Genomic DNA, 16635 nt, shown 5'->3' with positions numbered 1-16635 from the left:
GTTAGCCGGTCGCCTCCACTACATCGCCACTAGTAGGACTCCCTTCGAAATACCCTTATCAGCACCACACGGGCGCAATTCACCTGCACCACCAGCCTCACAATCGAACACATTATCGTCCGGTCCAGGTCGCCGCGATGGAAACCCAACCCCGATATCCGGCGGGGCCGTAGCGTGGTCTACAACCTGCATGCGCATTTGGTCTTCACGCCCAAGTACCGGCGCAACGTGTTCACCGACGAGATCCTGCGCCGCTGCGAAGACATCATGATCGAGGTGTGCGACAGCTTCGGTGCCACGCTGGTGGAGTTCAACGGCGAATACGACCATGTCCACCTGCTTGTGCACTATCCGCCCAAGGTGGCGCTCTCGACTCTGGTCAACTCTCTTAAGGGCGTCTCGGCGCGGCTCCTGCGCAAGGAGTTCCCGGTCCACATCCGCCGGTATCTGTGGGGCGGCCATTTCTGGTCCCCCTCGTATTTCGCCGCGTCCTGCGGCGGGGCACCCCTGTCGATCATCAAGGAGTACATCGAGAATCAGAAGCGGCCAGGCTGAGCTGCCCACAGAGACCGACTGTCAGAGCACCGCTCGGGCCTGGAGGCCCTCCCGTGCTGTCGTTTCCTCCCGGGCGTAAACGCCCGGGGTTCCACGCCAGATCACGCTGAAGTTCCGTCGTGAAGGTGACCAGCGAGAACCGCGGCGGGTGAACTGCTCCGCCTGCTCCAAGCGCCGAAGTCCTTCGGCAGCGTGCGTTCCTCCGGGAAGACGCCGGCATGTGTGTGCGGCCTGCGCGGAGGACGGCGTCGTCCGCGGACCACGTTTCACCGCCCGCTCACCGTGAACAGACCGTGTGCGCCTGCCTCGGCTTGACGCGTGTGGTCCACCACCGGGTAGGTGCCCGCTTCCGGGAAGACCAGCTCGGCGAAGCCGCCCTGCGCTGGTGCCAGGTCGAGCACCTGCGCACCGCCTGGGTCGTCGGCCCGCAGCACGTAGGCGCCCTCCTTGTAGACGGTGTCGAACGGCGCGCCCACCACGTGCAGCGCCGTACCCGAGCCGGGACCGGCGGCCACCGCCCAGATCCGGACCCGCTCTCCGGCCTTGGCCTGCAGCGGGGCGTGGTCGTAGCCGGCCGCGGCGCCGTTGAACATCCAGCCATCAGGCTCGCCCTGCCGGATCTTGGCGACCTGGGGGTCGGTGCCGGGCTCGCCGAGGTACAGCTCGCCCTGGACCAGGAGGTACTCGCGGTCTGCCTTCGACAGGTCGGGCGGGTCGATGATGACCGCGCCGTACATGCCGTTGGTGATGTGCTGGGTCATCGGCATGGTCGAGCAGTGATACAGCCCCGCCCCGGCGAAGGCGGCACGGCAGTGCCAGCAGAGGTACCCCCAGGTTGAGTGCCACGAGCCGGAGTGCCCAACCGCGCTCCAGCAGTTCCGCGTTCTGTTTGAACCGGGTCGGCCCGCCGCCCAGCACCGCGGGCAGCAGGTGCAGCAACGAGCCCGACAGCACCTGGCCGACGAACCCGACCAGCACCAGCGGCAGCAACGGGTCCAGAGCCGCGGCGACCTCGTGGGCCGGGCGCGTGGCCACGATGACCAGGTCGGCGGCAAGCGCCACCTCGAACCAGACGATCGCCGCCCCGAGCGTCCATGCCGCGCCGGTGTGGGGCCGCCTGCGCCGCAGCGCGTCGGCCAGCGGCGCGAGCACGGCCGGCCCGCCGGCCGCGTACGCGACCAGCCCCGCCAGCGCCACCCACCGCCAGCCCGCCAGCAGCCCGCCGACGGCCACCGCCAGACCTGGAGCAGCCAGCCGCAAGCCCACGCGTGACGCCCGCCGCGTGCCGTCCGACATGCGGGTCCGCAGGACCGTCGGCCAGAGCGTGAACAGCGTGCCGAGCACGGTCAGGCCGATCCATCCCAGCAGGTTCACCTCGGCATGGGCGGCGTGCAGCCGCTGCCACCGCCACCATCCCGGCCCCGGCCAGGCGCGCGCCCGCAGCGGCCAGCGCCGGCGCCGCGTACCCCCACCGGCGGCGCAGCGCGACCGCGCGCTCAAGCGCGATCAGCGTGCCGAGGAAGCCGAGCGCCATCAGCGGCCCGTGCTGCTCGGTGAACGACATCGGCGCCGGAATCTCGCCGATCAGCAGCGCAAGCCCACCGACAGCCCCGGCGGCCAGCGCCACGGCTGCGCCGGCCAGCAGTGGCATCCGCCGCCAGGCCACCGGCCGCCCCGATCGCCTCTGTCGCCCCTGTCGTAGTGCCTGGGGCCGCGTGCCGGGGATCTGCAGTTTCGGCACCGTCTGTCACGCCCTCCGGCGCGTGGCCGGAGTCGTCCTGCGAGAACGGCCGTGGGCGGGGACGCATACCCCTGCCCGGATGCCGTTCTCACCCGCGAGCGAGGGTCGCGCCGGCTCACGCATGGCGGGCCCCGCAACGGTCGAGGACCTCGAACACGGGACGGCGGGGCACGCGCGGGACCAGCGGGCCGTACCCGAACCTCATCAGCATCTGCACGTGCCCGAACGGCTCGGCCCGGTCGCCGCGGTGCTGCGGCGGGCGCAGGTCGAGCGGCTGGCTGAACATCGACGCCGCCACACCGTGCGCGGTCGCGGTGAGCAGAACCCGCTGCAGCGCCTGCCCGGCGCGCAGCCAGTCGCGCGGACCGTCGCCCCGGGTGAACAGGGTGGCGAGCTGCGGATCCGCTTCGAAGTCCGCGGTTTCGCCGGGCACGTCGTACGTCCTGCGCGCGTCGCTCAGGTCGAAGTCGCGCATGGGCAGCTCGCGGTGCCTCGGACGAGGGCCGAAGGCGTCCTTGGGCACGCCATCGGAGCACGTCCCCGGGCGGGTCCAGCGGGCCAGCTCGGCACGGTAGGACTCGTCGTCGGCAAGTGTGCTGTCGGCCATGGCCACCAGGTCCAGAACCCGCTGTGCGGTCCGCCCCTTGACCAGGGCCAGCGTGGCGCCCTCGTCGTGAGCCGCGGCGACCAGATCGACCACCACGTCCCTGGGCAGCGGGCGGCCGTCGAAGGGGAAGCGGTTGGTACGCCGGTGCGGAATCATGTCATACAACAGCCGCTCATCCGCATCGGGTGGGCCGCCGGGTCTCGCGTGCACGGTGGCCAGCAGATCGGGCCGGTCGCCGGGGTCGGGCAGCGGCAGTACTTGGGGGTTGTGCTCGGTCATCCGGATCGCCAGCCGCAGGTTGAACAGCGCCGCCCCGCAGCTGATGCCGAGCCCGCGCCCCAGCGGGTCGGTGACGGCGAGCAGCCGCTCGAGATCGGCGTACAGGTCCATGGTCGCGTCGTTGACGCGGCAAAAGCGCCACGGCTGGGTGTTGTGCACCGAAGGCGCCGCGACGGCGGCAGCGACGAGCTTACGCACGCCGGACCGCGTCGCGAACGGCTTGCCCTCAGGCACAGAGGTAACAGCGGACATGGACCCAAGATCCCGTACGCCGTCGTATTCGCGGCAGGGACCAAAGTCCCTGGGGACACGTCCAATGGACCGTTTCCGTCTGCGACCCGGCCACGATGATCGACAACCCGATCGTGAGCGGCACGAACAGGAAGTAGTAAGGCCTGCCTGTCCCAGGCCGTCGGGATCAGCGTCGAGCCTGGTCAGGTGGAGGGAGCTCGGGCCAAGCTGAAGCGGCCGGCCGAGCGGGGGTGGCTGCGCAGCCGTCCTCCATGACCAACCACGAGATCACCCGATGACAGATGATCACTCGTCATGATCTCCCGCCGTCACCTGCGCGAGTACCCCAGACCGAGCTCACACCAGCCAGGTTGGAACTAGGCCATTCTGGCCAATGACGGGTCCGATCGAGATCACTGGGCCGGCCAAACCTGCGACCGTAGAGGAGGCTCGCGGTGCTCACCACGCCGGGAGATCCGTTCGGCTCTTCGTGAGGGCAGTGCAGAGCGTCTGGTCTCCGCGCGGCGATGCTCGCTGCCGCAGCGCGCCGGCCGGATCGCCGTCGTCGTCAGGATGACCAAGGCAGCGGCGGCGCGTCCGTCGCCGATCGCCGTCACCTTCGCGGTGCTGTCCTACGCCGGAACGGTCACGATCAGCCTCATCGCCGACCCCGACCCCGACCCCGACCCCGACCCCGACCCCGACGCCGTGCCTGACCTGCCATGCCTCACCAACGCCCTTCGCGGTCAGGTAGCCGCAACCGCTCCACCGAATGTGACGAGTCCATAGCCCACCGGCGCCCGGGCTCGCGGGGTGCCACCTTCTTCCACGCGGCTGCGGCAGGCATCCAGGGCCGGCCGGTCACCGTCCGGGTGCGTCCTCTGGTCGCCCGTCGACCGGTTCAGGTCGCGGGCAGGGCGGTGGCCAGCAGGACGACGCCGAGCGATCCCACCAAGGCCGTCACCGCCAGCGCGCGGGCGAGCCTGGGGCGGGCTGTGCTGCTGGCCCAGCCGTGCAGGGCGGCCGCGGCCATGACGGCGCAGAACAGCAGCAGCTTGGCGGCCAGGATCCGGCCATAGCCGGGGTCGGTGAGCGAGGCCCAGGTGACGCCCTTGCGCCAGGCGAGGGCCACGCCGGTGCCGAGTTGGACGGGCAGGAGCGCCGCTGCGGTGATGATTCCGAAACGTCGGCCTACTGCGGTCAGCATCTTGGCTCGCCGCTGCTCCTCCAAGAGACGGCGGGCCAAGGGCAGCACCACGAGCGACACCGTGATCTGCCCGCCGACCCACAGCGCCGCGGACAGCACGTGCAGAAACCGGACTATCGACCACCACGTCATTTCGTGCTCACCTTGACCTCCTGCCCGCTACCTCGGTCTGGCGCACACCCGATGGGCCGGATCCTGTACTTCCACGTACTACGCCACCGAGGTGAGGCGCCGCGACGCCGTCAGGCGGACCACCGTTGTCGTCAGCAGCACCGTCAGGGCCGAGGCGGCTGCCAGCAGCCCCAAGCCCAGGCCGTAGGAACCGAGTTCGCCGAAGACGAAGCCCATCAGCAGAGGCGGCACGAACCCGCCCAGGCCGCCTGCGGCGCCGACCAGCCCCGTGACCGTGCCGACCTTGTCGGCCGGCGCGGCCTGGGCGACCAGGGCGAAAGTGGCGCCGCTGCCCGCGCCGAGCGCGGCTGCCATGGTCAGGAAGGCGATGGTGCCTACCGGCATCAGGCCGGGCGTGAGGGCTTGGATCGCGGCCATGACAGCGATCACGGCGAACACTCCGGTCAGCACTGGGATCGAGCCGATCCGGTCGGAGAGCCAACCGCCGATCGGCCGCATCACGACGGCCAGGACGACGAATCCGGCCATACGGTTGGCGGCATCGGCCTGGTCGAGTCCGTAGCCGGTCTGCAGGTAGGCGGGCAGGTAGACGGAGAAGGCGACGTAGCCGCCGAACGCCACCGCATACAGCGCGCAGGCCTGCCAGGTGATCGCCAGTTTGGCGGTGGCGGCGAGCCGTCCCAGCAGCGGCTGCGCCGCCACGGTGCGCCCCGGCGCGTCGCGCATGAACAGCCAGGCGACGGCGGCGTAGACGGCCAGCGCGATCGCGGTGATGAGGAAGGGGGTGGCCGAGCCGCCGGCCTTGACGAGGTTCACCGTGGTCAAGGCGCTGATCGCGGTGCCGCCCATGCCGGCGCCGAAGATGCCGATCGCCAGGCCGCGGCGGTGCGGCGGGAACCAGGCGTTCACAAACGGCACCCCGACGGCGAACACTGTTCCGCCGATGCCCAGGAAGAACCCGCCGAACAGCAGCATCGGCAGCGAGCTCTGCCCGGCCAGGCCGATGAACAGGACGGGCACGATGGTGGCGGCCGAGATGAGCGGGAACATCACCCGGCCGCCGAAGCGGTCGGTGAGCGCGCCCACGGGAATCCGCCCCAGCGAGCCGACGATCACGGGGACCGCGACCAGCAGGGCTTGCTGCGCGGCCGACAGGCCGAGCAGTTCCTTGAACCGCGGTCCGAGCGGGCTGAGCAGCGCCCAGGCCCAGAAGTTCAGTGCGAAGCCGAGTGTTGCCAAGCCGAGCATCAACGCGGGTTCGCGGCCGAAGGTGGCCGGTTCCTTCTTATCGGTCATTGTCATCTTTCCTCATGGCAGTCAGCAGTGGGGTGCGAGGGCGCCGTTGGTTACATCCCAGCTCAGAAACCTGAACGGGAGGTACTGACCAAGGTCCCAAGTGCGGAGGGCTTCCGGTCCGGCTCTGTGATGGGGGCGCGTTCGCGGGGAACGCCGGTCGCACCCAAGCGGAGACGCGTGTGGAAGTCTTCGACAGCGGCGAGCATGCCGTTGATCGTGCGGGGGGCGTAGCGGCCGTCCAGCTGACCGTGGTAGGCGTGTGCTGTGCGAACAGCCGCGATCGTGTCGGCCAGCGGCTCGCCCGCCAGCAGCCCGCGGGCCGAGGCCGTCGCGACCCAGGCCAGGTAGCCGCGTACACGGCGGAGGTAGACGGCTCTGCTGGAGATGGCCAGCGGGGAGTCGGCCAGCGCGGCGGCGTACGCGGTCAGCATCCCGTCGTAGGGGGCCGGCACGTCGTGCCGGACCCGGCGCAGCGGCTGAGCCTGGTGTGATGCGCCGTTGGCCGGTGCGGTCATGTCGGTGGTCCCAGCAGGATGTGGTCCACGACATCGGCGGCCGAGTGGTCGCCAGGCAGGCCGTGGAGGAAGGCGGTGTCCTGGCCCAGGGTGAGCAGGGCGGGTTCGTGGTAGCCGTCGCTGCGGTGCTGGCCCAGGCCGATGGCGGCGGTCAGGCCGTTGCACAGACATTGGCGGCCCGCGGCCTCCTCGGCGGGTCTGCCCTTGCGGGCGTAGGTGCCGACGGGTTCGGCAGGGCAGCGGTAGCCGATCGCGCCCTCGGGTTTGACGTATGGGGTGCGCAGGTAGCCCAGGTCGCACAGGCGGGGCCGCTGTGCGTAAACGCCGCTCTCGGACACGGTGCCGGGTACGTGGGCGACCTTGAACGGGAAGCCGGTGGGCGAGGCGCGCGGGTCGTTGCGGACCTCCAGTGCGCCACCGGCGGCCTGGCGCAGCAGGCGGCGCCTGAGCTCGTCGTCGAGCCCGGATTCGCGGCACAGCGCGAACGCCGAGCCGACCTGGATGCCGGTGGCCCCCGCGGCCAGTGCGCGGGCGAGCCCGTCGGATGTGCCGTAGCCGCCGGCCAGCCAGAATGGCAGTCCGAGGGCGGCGACCTTGCCGGTGTCGGCTTCGTCACGCGGCCCGTAGACGGGTTCACCGTCCTGGTCCAACCGCAGGCGGCCGCGTGGCGGTGCGCTGTGACCGCCGGCCACCGGCGTCTCCAGGACGAACCCGTCGGGCCGCGTCCGCGGGGACCGGGCCAGGTAAGCGGCCAGCACGTGGGAGGAGACGATCGCCAGCAGGTCGGGCCGCCGCAGCGGCTCAGCGGGGCGGGGCAGCAGCGCGGCCGGGTCGAGGCCGATCGTGTGCCGGGTGTCGTCGGCGCCGGCCACGGCGACGGTGATCTCGGCCGGACGGTGTGCGACGAAGGCGTCGAGCAGGGACGGGATCTCGGCCGGGATGCCGGCGCCCATGAGCACGTAGTCGGCTCCGGCCAGTATCGCCCCGTACACGGCGGCCGGCGTAGCGAGCTGGATCTTCTCCAGGTAGTTGATGCCGATCGGGCCGTCGTGGCCCTGCTTGGCGAGGAAGACCTCGGCGAAGTTGGCGACCACGGCCAGTTCGTCGCGGGCGCGGTTGGGCCGCAGCCCGAGCCGGGGCACCGGCCGGTACGGAACGTCCGGCGCGATCCCGCCGGGCACGAAGTAGCGGCTCAGCACGCGTTCGGCGAGCGCGGGCGCCGGGAAGCAGGCCAGTGCCCGGCGCAGGTCCCCGCCGGGATCGCCGCGCTGCAGCCGGCGGGCCAGAGTGACGTCCAGCGCGGTGCCCGACACCACGCCGAGCTGCCCGGCGCGGGCGACCGCGCGGGCCAGCCGCCACCCGGACACTCCGACGCCCATGCCGCCCTGGATCAGGACGGGGGGCGGGGCCTCAGACACGCCGGGCCCGGAGTGTGCCTGCAGCGGCACCGCCGCCGCTCGGACAACGCTCATGTCTTCTCCTTGTACCTGCGCACGCTGAGGGGGGTGCGCCGCCGGTAGACGACGTAGGGCCGCCACAGGTACGCGATCGGCGCCGACCAGACGTGGACGAGCCGGGTGAACGGCCAGATCGCGGCGAGCAGCCAGGCCGACATCGCGTGCAGTTGGAAGATCAGCGGCACGTCCGCCATCAGGCCGGGGTCGGGGCGGAAGGTCAGGACGCCGCGGAACCAGATCGCGATGGTGGCGCGGTAGTCGTAGCCGCCGCCGAGCAGGTTCTTGCCCATGGTCGCGGTCATGCCGAGCAGGATCACCGCAGTCAGGACGAGGAACAGGACCTTGTCGGCGGGGGTGGTGGTGCGGCGCACCCGCGGGCTGGTGAAGCGACGGGCCAGCAGCAAGGCCAGGCCCGCGACCACCATGAGCCCGGCCACGGTGCCGGCGCTGACCGACACCAGGTGGTAGATGTGCTCGTCGACGCCGACCGCCTCGGTCAGGCTCTTCGGGACGAGCAGGCCGAGCACGTGGCCGCCGATGGCGGCGAACGCGCCGAGGTGGAACAGCGGCGAGCCGAGTCGCAGCAGCCGGCTCTCCAGTACCTGGGTAGTACGCGTCGTCCAGCCGAACTGGTCGACGCGCCAGCGCCAGACGTGACCGACGACGAAGATCGTCAAAGCGATGTAGGGCACGACCACCCAGAGCGCGACGCTCACGGCCGCACCTCCCCTTCGTGCAAAGGCGGACCGAACGGGGCCAGTCCGACCTCCTCGGCGGGCGGCCCGGCCAGCGCCAGGTCGGCGACGGCGGCGCGCTCGGACTCCGACAGGCTGGGCAGCTCCGCGCACAGCGCGTCCAGGACGAGCGAGTAGGACGACCCGGTCTCGTGCAGCGCGGTGCGGATCAGCTCCAGACCCTTGCGGTGCTGGCGCAGCGCCGCCTCGCCGGTGGCAGGACCGGCCAGGGCGGCGAACTCGCAGACCACCGGCAGGAAGTCGGGCAGTTCACCCTCGGGTGGGGTGAGTCCGGCCACGCGGTAGCGCTGCTTGAGCGTCAGCAGGGCCATGCCACGGCGGCGGGTGTCGCCGTGCAGGTAGTAGGTGAGGTACAGGCTGGACTTGCGGCGCAGGTCGAAGGTCTCCACGTAGTGGCGAGCCAGCCACATCGGCTCGCACTCGCCGTACCAAGCGGTGAAGGCGACGAGGGCGTCGCGGGTGGGCGATTCGGGCAGCGCCGCCGCGGCCCCGCTCAACTCGTCACAGGCGGCGAGGAGTTCGGCGTCCGGGTACTGGAGCAGGAGGGAGATCAGCCGGAGCAGCGTCGCACGATGCTCTGGTGCTGCGAACGCACCGGGCTCGCGCCGGGTCAGGAGTTTCACGCCGAGCCTCCTTTGCCGACGAAGAGCTTCAGTCCCATGCGTCCGTCAGTGCGGCGGCCGGTGACGCCGGTCGGGTGGAAGTCGCTCATGCCGGGACCGCCGTCGCCGTCCAGGCTGCACCCGTCCGCCTGGGCGGACAGGGCGGCGGCGTCCTCGCGGTGCGCGGCGGGCACGACGTAGCGTTCGTCGTACTTGGCGATGGCCAGGAGCCGGTACATCTCCTCCATGTCGGACGCCGTCATCCCCGCGGATTCCAGCAGGTCCTCGGCGACGGTGCCGTCGATGGTGCGGGCCCGCATGTAGGAGCGCATCGCCGACAGCTTCATCAGCACCCCGGCCACGACCTCGGTGTCCCCGGCCGAGAACAGGCTCGCCAGGTACTCCAGCGGGATGCGCAGGTCGGTGATGGCGTGGAAGACGTTGTCCGGGTCGTCGGCGTCGGCGCCCATGCCGGTGACGGCGTCGAGCACCGGTGACAGCGGCGGGATGTACCAGACCATGGGCAGCGTGCGGTATTCGGGGTGCAGCGGCAGCGCCACCCGGTAGCGCATGGCCAGCCGGTAGATCGGCGAGCGGCGCGCGGCCTGGATCCAGTCCTCGCTGATGCCGGAGGCCCGGGCGGCCGCGGCCACCTCCGGGTCGTCGGGGTCGAGGAAGACCTTGCGCTGGGCCTCCAGCAGGTCGCGCGGGTCGGCGACGCGGGCGGCGTCGAGAACGGCGTCGGCGTCGTACAGGATGAGGCCGATGTAGCGCAGCCGGCCGACGCAGGTCTCGGCGCACACGGTCGGCTGGCCCGCCTCGATGCGGGGGAAGCAGAACGTGCACTTCTCGGCCTTGCCGGTCTTGTGGTTGACATACACCTTCTTGTACGGGCACGAGGAGACGCACATGCGCCAGCCGCGGCAGCGGTTCTGATCCACCAGGACGATGCCGTCCTCCTCGCGCTTGTACATCGCGCCGGAGGGGCAGGCGGCGACGCAGGCCGGGTTGATGCAGTGCTCGCAGATGCGCGGCAGGTGGAACATGAAGGTCTTGTCGAACTCCATCTTCACCTTCTCGGCCATGGCCGCGAGGTTGGGGTCGGCGCCGGCGTGCTCGGGGGCGCCGCCGAGGTCGTCTTCCCAGTTCGCGCCCCAGGTGATGGCCATGTCTTGGCCGGTGATGGCCGACTTGGGGCGGATGACCGGGACGTGTGGCCCGGCGGGGGCGTTGATGAGGGTGTCGTAGTCGTAGGTGGCCGGCTCGTAGTAGTCGTCCAGGTCCGGCAGGTCCGGACTGGCGAACAAGTTGAGCAGCCGCTTGATCCGGCCGCCGGCGCGGAGCTTGAGCCTGCCGCGCCGGTCGAGTTCCCAGCCGCCGTGCCAGCGCTCCTGGTCCTCGTAGCGTTTGGGGTAGCCGACACCGGGTTTGGTCTCGACGTTGTTGAACCAGACGTACTCGACACCGTCCCGGTTGGTCCAGGTCTGCTTGCACGTGACGGAGCAGGTGTGGCAGCCGATGCACTTGTCCAGGTTCATCACCATCGCGACCTGCGCCATGACGCGCATCAGTAGGTCACCTCCTGGCCGCGGCGGCGGATCACCGTGACCTCGTCACGCTGGTTGCCGGTCGGCCCGTAGTAGTTGAAGGCGTAGGTGAACTGCGCGTACCCGCCGATGAGGTGGCTGGGCTTGAGCAGCAGCCGGGTGAGGGAGTTGTGCACGCCGCCGCGCCGCCCGGATTTCTCGGTGAGCGGCACGTTCACGTTGCGGTCCTTCGCGTGGTACATGTACACGGTCCCGGCGGGCATGCGGTGCGAGACGACCGCCCGGGCCACGACCACGCCGTTGCGGTTGTACGCCTCGATCCAGTCGTTGTCGGCGACTCCGATCTTGGCGGCGTCCTCGACGCTCATCCAGATGTCGGGCCCGCCGCGCGACAGGGCCAGCATGTAGGCGTTGTCCTGGTATTCGGAATGGATCGACCACTTCGAATGCGGGGTGAGGTAGCGCACGGTCACCTCGGCCGCGTCCCCGTCGCCTTGCTCGCCGTAGTGGCGGCTCATGTTGAGCGGTGGCCGGTAGGCGGGCAGTTGCTCGCCCAGCTCGATGATCCAGTCGTGGTCGAGGAAGAACTGCTGGCGTCCCGTCAGGGTGTGCCAGGGTTTGTCCCGCTCGACGTTGATCACGAAGGCGGAGTAGCGGCGCCCGCCGGTCTCCGACCCGGACCATTCGGGTGAGGTGATCACCGGTTGCGGCCTGGACTGCGTGTCGGCGAACGTGATGCGCTTGCCCTCGTGCTCGGCGGCCAGGTCGGCCAGCCGCGTGCCGGTGCGCCGCTCCAGGCTCTCGAACCCCTGCGTGGCCAGGCGGCCGTTGGTGGTGCCCGACAGCGCGAGGATGGCCTCGCACATCCGGTCGGCCGTGGCCAGCGAGACGCGTCCTTCGCCGGTGGTGCCGTTCTTGCCGGCCAGGTAGTCGAGCTCCGGGCCGACCCGGTAGGTCACGGCCTTGGTCGTCAGTCCCAACTCGGCGAAAAGCGGCCCGATGGAGCGCATGCGCTCGCCGACGGCGGCGTAGTCGCGCTCGATCGTGATGATCTTCGGCATCGTCTTGCCGGGTACGGGCTCGCATTCGCCGTATTTCCAGTCGCGTACCCGGCCGCCCGGCTGGGCCAGCTCGTCGGGGGTGTCGTGGGTGAGCGGGATGGCCAGCACGTCGGTGCGTTTGCCCAGGTGGCGGGCGGCCAGCTCGGAGAAGCGGTCGGCGAGGGTGAGGAAGGCGTCGTAGTCGCTGCGGGTCTGCCAGGGCGGCGCGATGGCCGGGTTGAAGGCGTGCACGAACGGGTGCATGTCGGTCGAGGACAGGTCGTGCTTCTCGTACCAGGTGGCGGCCGGGAGCACGACGTCGGAGAACAGCGCCGTGGACGTCATCCGGAAGTCGATCGTGGTGAGCAGGTCGAGCTTGCCCTCGGTGGCCTCCTCGCGCCAGGTCACCTCGGCCGGGTGCAGCCCTTCCTGGTTACGGGTTTCGGCGTCGGCGCCGAGCAGATGGCGCAGGAAATACTCGTTGCCCTTGCCGGAGGAGCCGAGCAGGTTGGCCCGCCACACGGTCAGCATGCGGGGGAAGTTGGCTGGATCGCCCGGGTCCTCGGCGGCGAAGCGGAGATCTCCGGACTTCAGCTCGTTCACGACATGCTCGGCCACCGGGATGCCGGCCCGGTCGGCCTCGTCGGCGAGGGTGAGCGGGTTGCGGTTGAAGGTCGGGTGCGAGGGCAGCCAGCCGAGCCGCGCGGCCTGGGCGTTGCAGTCGGCGAACGACTTGCCGTCGAAGGCGCCGGAGCCGAGCGGGCTGGCGAGTTCACCCGCTCCGAACTGCTCGTAACGCCACTGGTCGGTGGCCAGGTACCAGAACGCGGTCCCGGCCATGTGCCGGGTCGGTCGCTGCCAGTCGAAGGCGAAGGCCAGGTGCTGGAAGCCGGTGATCGGGCGGACCTTCTCCTGGCCCACGTAGTGCGCCCAGCCGCCGCCGTTGACACCCTGGCAGCCGGTCAGCAGCACCAGCGTCAAGAACGAGCGGTAGATCTGGTCGGAGTGGAACCAGTGGTTGGTACCCGCGCCCATCGCGATCATCGACTTGCCCTGGGTGCGTTCGGCGTTGCGGGCGAACTCGCGGGCGATCCTGGCGATCGTCGCGGCGGGCACCGAGGTGATCTCCTCCGCCCACGCCGGTGTGTACGGCCGGCTCGCGTCCAGGTACGACTCCGGCCACTCGCCCGGCAGGTCACGGGCCACGCCGTACTGGGCCATGAGCAGGTCGAAGACGGTGGTGACGAGTGTGCCGGCCACCTCGGTGACCGGCACGCCGCGGCGCATGACGGAGCCGCCCTCGGTGGCGCCCTCGTCGAAGCGCGGCAGGTCGACGGCGACCGCGCGGTTCCCGAGAAGCGTCAGGGCGGGCTTGGCGCCCTGCAGGTCGAGGTTCCAGCGGCCCTCGCCCTCCTGTCCCCAGCGGAAGCCGAGTGAACCGTTCGGCACCTCCGCCTGGCCCGTCTGCTCGTTCAGGAAGACGGTCTTGAACTCCGCGTTCTCGCTCTCCTCGCCCAGGTCGGCGGCGGTCAGGAAGCGGCGCGGCACGTAGGCGTCGCCGCGCGGCTCCAGCGTGACCAGGAACGGCAGATCCGTATATTTCCTGACGTAGTCGGTGAAGTACGGGACCTGGCGGTCGCGGAAGAACTCGGTCAGCGTCACGTGCCCCATAGCCATCGCCAGCGCGCCGTCCGTGCCCGGGTGCGGAGCCAGCCAGTCGTCGGCGAACTTGACATTGTCGGCGTAGTCGGGACTGACCGCCACCACCTTGGTGCCTTGATAGCGGGCCTCGGTCATGAAATGCGCGTCCGGCGTCCTGGTGACCGGGATGTTCGAGCCCCACATGATCAGGTAGCGGGAGTTCCACCAGTCGGCGGCCTCGGGCACGTCCGTCTGGTCTCCCCACACCTGCGGGGAGGCGATCGGCAGGTCGGCGTACCAGTCATAGAACGACAGCAGCGTGCCGCCGATCATCGACAGGAACCGCGTCCCGGCCGCGAACGACGCCATCGACATGGCCGGGATGGGCGAGAAGCCCACCACCCGATCCGGGCCGTACTCCTTGACCGTGTGCACGTGCGCGGCGGCCATCAACTCGACGACCTCGTCCCAGCTGGAGCGGACGAACCCGCCCTTGCCGCGCGCCCGCTTGTACGCCCGCGCCCGCTCCGGATCGCCCGTCAGCTCCGCCCAGGCCAGCACCGGATCGCCCAGCCTGGCCTTGGCCTCACGCCACATCTCCAGCAGCACACCCCGCACGTACGGGTAGCGCACCCGCGAAGGGGAGTAGGTGTACCAGGAGAACGACGCGCCGCGGGGGCAGCCGCGCGGCTCGTACTCCGGCGACTCCGGTCCCACCGACGGGTAGTCGGTCGCCTGATGCTCCCACGTGATCAGCCCGTCCTTGACGAACACCTGCCACGAGCACGAGCCCGTGCAGTTCACCCCATGAGTGGAGCGCACCACTTTGTCGTGCGCCCACCGGTCCCGGTAGAAGCGGTCCCAGCCGCTGGGGTCTATCTGGTGCAGGGTGCGGCCGTCCGCCGACACCTCCGACTTGGTGAAGAACGCACGGGCGGCGAGCAACGGCCCCATGCCCGGGGTGGAGTCGATATCGGTCACAGGATCTTCCTCGCCACAGCAATAACAGGGGGAACAGCGGTCATGGCTCAAGGTTCGGGCCGGCGGCCCTCGTCACGGCAGGGACCAAAGTCCTTCGCCGCGGGGCCGATGGACCATCAGTTGTCGGCGAGCCACAGATCGGGGCCGAACACCTCGTAGTGGATGTCGCGAGCCGCGACCCCGGCCTTCAGCAGCCGGCCGCGGACCTCACGCATGAACGGCACCGGACCGCACAGATAGGCGAGCGCCCCGGCCGGGATCTCCACCTGGTCCAGGTCCATCAGGCCGTCGCGGTCGGGGGCGGCCCCGCCGCTCTCGTACCAGAAGACCCGCTCGGCCGTCAGCCGCAGCATGTCCTCGCGCAGCGCGTGCTCGGCCGGCGAACGGTCGGCGTGCAGCACCAGGACGCGGCGGCGCGAGCCGATGGCGGCCAGATGGTCAAGCATCGCCACGATGGGCGTGCAGCCGATGCCGGCGGAGACGAGCACCAGCGGCGCGTCCCCGTCCTCCAGCGTCACCTCGCCGAAGGGCGCGGACAGGGTGAGCTCGTCACCCGTCCGCACGGTGGCGTGCAGCAGTGTGGACACCTCTCCGGCGGGGTCGCCGTCCACGCGCTTGACCGTGATCCTGTGCAACCCGTCCTCGCCCGCGCTCGACAGCGTGTACTGGCGCAGCTGGTGCACGCCGTCGGGCATGCGGACCCGGACGCTGACGTACTGGCCTGGGCGCGCGGGTGGGGGAGGGGCGTCGTCGGCCGGGCGCAGCAGGAAGGAGACCGCGTTCGGGGTCTCCTCCCGGCGAGCCACGACGCGCCACTGCCGCCACGTGTCGCCGTTGCGCGCGCCGGCGTCGGCGTAGATGCGGGCCTCCAGCGCGATAAGTGCGCCGGCCATCAGCCAGTACACCTCGTCCCACGCCGCGGCGACCTGCGCGGTGACGGCATCTCCCAGCACCTCCGCGATGGCGCCGAACAGGTACTTGTGCACGATCACGTACTGGTCCTCGGTGACGCCGACCGCGGTGTGCTTGTGCGCGATGCGGGCGAGCATGTCTTCGGGCCGCTCGCCGGGGTTGTCCAGGAGCATGGTGGCGAACGAGGCGATGGAGCCGGCCAGCGCCCTGCGCTGCTCGCCGTTGGCTTGGTTGCCGCGGTTGAACAGGCCGTCGAGCAGCTCGGGCCGCTCGGCGAACATCGTCTCGTAGAACCGCGTGGTGATGGCGTCGAGCGAGGCGCCGACAATCGGCAGCGTGGCACGGACGATCGTGGCTGATTCCACGGACAGCATGAAGTCTCCAAAGAGCAGGGTGAAGGGGACCCGCGACCGCGGGCCCGACCCAGGCTAGGAGGAACGGGCAATCCATTCATCAGGGCGAACGTCCTCACTTACTGGGCCAAAAGTCCCTTACGGGGCGCAAGATCTCGCCGTGCTCGGGACTTTGGTCCCTACCGATCCCGGCCACGAGCCGGGTAGCGTCGCAACGTCAAACCGTGTGCCGTTGGCGCGCTGCCGATTGCCGGCCGATCGGCGGGGGAAGAGGGGATTTTCGCCGCTGCCGCGAACGGGATGAGATCAGGGATTTTGAGGGAGTATGGAGCTCGATTCGTCCGGACTTCAGGTGCTCTCCCGCGAGGAGTGCTTCAACCTGCTGTCCTTTGCACCGATTGGGCGGATCGTGTTCACCGATCGCGCCCTGCCGGCCGTCCAGCCGGTGAACTTCTATCTCGACGGCCAGTCCATCGTGATCCGTACCGCGATCGGGTCGAAGCTGGCCGCCGCCACCCGGCGTGCCGTGGTCGCCTTCGAAGCCGACAAGTTCGACCCCGAGCTTCGCACCGGCTGGTCGGTCACCGCGGTGGGACAAGCGCGGGCGGTGACCGACCCCATCGAGATCGATCGGCTCGCGACACTGCCGCTGACCACCTGGGCACCGGGCAGCAGGGACCACTACATCGTGGTCGAGGCCGAGCAGATCTCCGGCCGCCGCATCAGCGAGACACACTCCAACGCGGGAGCAATCCCGCAACCTACGCGGGGATGACGTTCGAAT

The 16635-nt window shown here is 70.3% G+C and carries 15 protein-coding genes; 4 read left to right on the top strand and 11 right to left on the bottom strand.

Annotated elements, in window-relative coordinates; translation table 11 throughout:
• Nucleotides 1-114: 114 nt before the first annotated feature.
• A complete protein-coding gene (tnpA, locus tag ACIBO2_RS58105; RefSeq protein WP_397305289.1) occupies nucleotides 115-555 on the top strand; it encodes an IS200/IS605 family transposase in 441 nt (146 codons plus the stop codon).
• Between the two features lie 266 nt (nucleotides 556-821).
• Here the strand turns inward: tnpA and ACIBO2_RS58100 are convergent, their stop codons facing one another.
• On the bottom strand, nucleotides 822-1316 hold the full coding sequence (locus tag ACIBO2_RS58100; protein WP_358556371.1) for a hypothetical protein: 495 nt from the start codon (nucleotides 1314-1316) through the stop codon (nucleotides 822-824).
• Nucleotides 1317-1444: 128 nt separating this feature from the next.
• Between ACIBO2_RS58100 and ACIBO2_RS58095 the strand changes: the two genes are divergently transcribed.
• Nucleotides 1445-2257 carry a hypothetical protein gene (locus ACIBO2_RS58095; protein ID WP_397305285.1) on the top strand — a complete coding sequence of 271 codons (813 nt, stop codon included), beginning with the start codon at nucleotides 1445-1447 and terminating at the stop codon, nucleotides 2255-2257.
• Between the two features lie 154 nt (nucleotides 2258-2411).
• Here ACIBO2_RS58095 and ACIBO2_RS58090 read toward each other — a convergent pair whose 3' ends face one another.
• Complete coding sequence (locus ACIBO2_RS58090) at nucleotides 2412-3434, bottom strand: Acg family FMN-binding oxidoreductase (RefSeq protein WP_397305284.1); 1023 nt, start codon at nucleotides 3432-3434, stop codon at nucleotides 2412-2414.
• Nucleotides 3435-3986: 552 nt separating this feature from the next.
• Here ACIBO2_RS58090 and ACIBO2_RS58085 point away from each other — a divergent pair.
• Nucleotides 3987-4202: a WS/DGAT domain-containing protein gene (locus tag ACIBO2_RS58085; protein WP_397305283.1), complete on the top strand. Its 216-nt coding sequence runs from the start codon at nucleotides 3987-3989 to the stop codon at nucleotides 4200-4202.
• A 112-nt stretch (nucleotides 4203-4314) separates the two neighbouring features.
• Here ACIBO2_RS58085 and ACIBO2_RS58080 read toward each other — a convergent pair whose 3' ends face one another.
• From ACIBO2_RS58080 to ACIBO2_RS58040, 9 genes are all read right to left on the bottom strand, one after another.
• Nucleotides 4315-4752: a hypothetical protein gene (locus ACIBO2_RS58080; protein ID WP_358556356.1), complete on the bottom strand. Its 438-nt coding sequence runs from the start codon at nucleotides 4750-4752 to the stop codon at nucleotides 4315-4317.
• Between the two features lie 78 nt (nucleotides 4753-4830).
• Nucleotides 4831-6048, bottom strand: coding sequence for an MFS transporter (locus ACIBO2_RS58075; protein WP_397305282.1), 1218 nt, complete (start codon nucleotides 6046-6048; stop codon nucleotides 4831-4833).
• Between the two features lie 62 nt (nucleotides 6049-6110).
• Nucleotides 6111-6563, bottom strand: a complete 453-nt coding sequence (locus tag ACIBO2_RS58070; protein ID WP_358556350.1) for a hypothetical protein — start codon at nucleotides 6561-6563, stop codon at nucleotides 6111-6113.
• Nucleotides 6560-8035 carry a nitronate monooxygenase gene (locus ACIBO2_RS58065; protein ID WP_397305281.1) on the bottom strand — a complete coding sequence of 492 codons (1476 nt, stop codon included), beginning with the start codon at nucleotides 8033-8035 and terminating at the stop codon, nucleotides 6560-6562. The genes ACIBO2_RS58070 and ACIBO2_RS58065 overlap by 4 nt, the downstream gene beginning before the upstream one ends.
• Nucleotides 8032-8736 carry a respiratory nitrate reductase subunit gamma gene (gene narI, locus ACIBO2_RS58060; RefSeq protein ID WP_358556343.1) on the bottom strand — a complete coding sequence of 235 codons (705 nt, stop codon included), beginning with the start codon at nucleotides 8734-8736 and terminating at the stop codon, nucleotides 8032-8034. Before narI ends, ACIBO2_RS58065 begins: the two co-directional genes overlap by 4 nt.
• Nucleotides 8733-9398: a nitrate reductase molybdenum cofactor assembly chaperone gene (gene narJ, locus ACIBO2_RS58055; RefSeq protein ID WP_358556341.1), complete on the bottom strand. Its 666-nt coding sequence runs from the start codon at nucleotides 9396-9398 to the stop codon at nucleotides 8733-8735. Before narJ ends, narI begins: the two co-directional genes overlap by 4 nt.
• The gene (gene narH / locus ACIBO2_RS58050; RefSeq protein WP_397305280.1) at nucleotides 9395-10945 is read right to left on the bottom strand and encodes a nitrate reductase subunit beta; all 1551 of its coding nucleotides are present in this window, start codon (nucleotides 10943-10945) and stop codon (nucleotides 9395-9397) included. The genes narJ and narH overlap by 4 nt, the downstream gene beginning before the upstream one ends.
• Nucleotides 10945-14559, bottom strand: a complete 3615-nt coding sequence (locus ACIBO2_RS58045; protein ID WP_397305288.1) for a nitrate reductase subunit alpha — start codon at nucleotides 14557-14559, stop codon at nucleotides 10945-10947. Before ACIBO2_RS58045 ends, narH begins: the two co-directional genes overlap by 1 nt.
• Before the next feature lie 143 nt (nucleotides 14560-14702).
• On the bottom strand, nucleotides 14703-15872 hold the full coding sequence (locus ACIBO2_RS58040) for a globin domain-containing protein (protein ID WP_397305279.1): 1170 nt from the start codon (nucleotides 15870-15872) through the stop codon (nucleotides 14703-14705).
• 304 nt (nucleotides 15873-16176) lie between these two features.
• Here ACIBO2_RS58040 and ACIBO2_RS58035 point away from each other — a divergent pair, with 304 nt between their 5' ends.
• Nucleotides 16177-16626 (top strand): pyridoxamine 5'-phosphate oxidase family protein, encoded by a 450-nt coding sequence (locus ACIBO2_RS58035; RefSeq protein WP_397305278.1) that lies wholly within the window; start codon nucleotides 16177-16179, stop codon nucleotides 16624-16626.
• The last annotated feature ends 9 nt before the right edge of the window (nucleotides 16627-16635 follow it).

Origin of the sequence: Nonomuraea sp. NPDC050022 (assembly GCF_044460705.1) — a bacterium.
Classification (GTDB): Bacteria; Actinomycetota; Actinomycetes; order Streptosporangiales; family Streptosporangiaceae; genus Nonomuraea.
The sequence above is the reverse complement of the archived record's forward strand: the minus strand, read 5'-3'. Positions and strand labels throughout refer to the sequence as shown.

Coding starts and splice junctions, on each gene's coding strand:
- ACIBO2_RS58100 (WP_358556371.1), bottom strand. CDS start 1,316: ATGACCCAGCACATCACCAACGGCATGTACGGCGCGGTCATCATCGAC.
- ACIBO2_RS58090 (WP_397305284.1), bottom strand. CDS start 3,434: ATGTCCGCTGTTACCTCTGTGCCTGAGGGCAAGCCGTTCGCGACGCGG.
- ACIBO2_RS58085 (WP_397305283.1), top strand. CDS start 3,987: ATGACCAAGGCAGCGGCGGCGCGTCCGTCGCCGATCGCCGTCACCTTC.
- ACIBO2_RS58080 (WP_358556356.1), bottom strand. CDS start 4,752: ATGACGTGGTGGTCGATAGTCCGGTTTCTGCACGTGCTGTCCGCGGCG.
- ACIBO2_RS58075 (WP_397305282.1), bottom strand. CDS start 6,048: ATGACCGATAAGAAGGAACCGGCCACCTTCGGCCGCGAACCCGCGTTG.
- ACIBO2_RS58070 (WP_358556350.1), bottom strand. CDS start 6,563: ATGACCGCACCGGCCAACGGCGCATCACACCAGGCTCAGCCGCTGCGC.
- ACIBO2_RS58065 (WP_397305281.1), bottom strand. CDS start 8,035: ATGAGCGTTGTCCGAGCGGCGGCGGTGCCGCTGCAGGCACACTCCGGG.
- narH (WP_397305280.1), bottom strand. CDS start 10,945: ATGCGCGTCATGGCGCAGGTCGCGATGGTGATGAACCTGGACAAGTGC.
- ACIBO2_RS58045 (WP_397305288.1), bottom strand. CDS start 14,559: ATGGGGCCGTTGCTCGCCGCCCGTGCGTTCTTCACCAAGTCGGAGGTG.
- ACIBO2_RS58040 (WP_397305279.1), bottom strand. CDS start 15,872: ATGCTGTCCGTGGAATCAGCCACGATCGTCCGTGCCACGCTGCCGATT.
- ACIBO2_RS58035 (WP_397305278.1), top strand. CDS start 16,177: ATGGAGCTCGATTCGTCCGGACTTCAGGTGCTCTCCCGCGAGGAGTGC.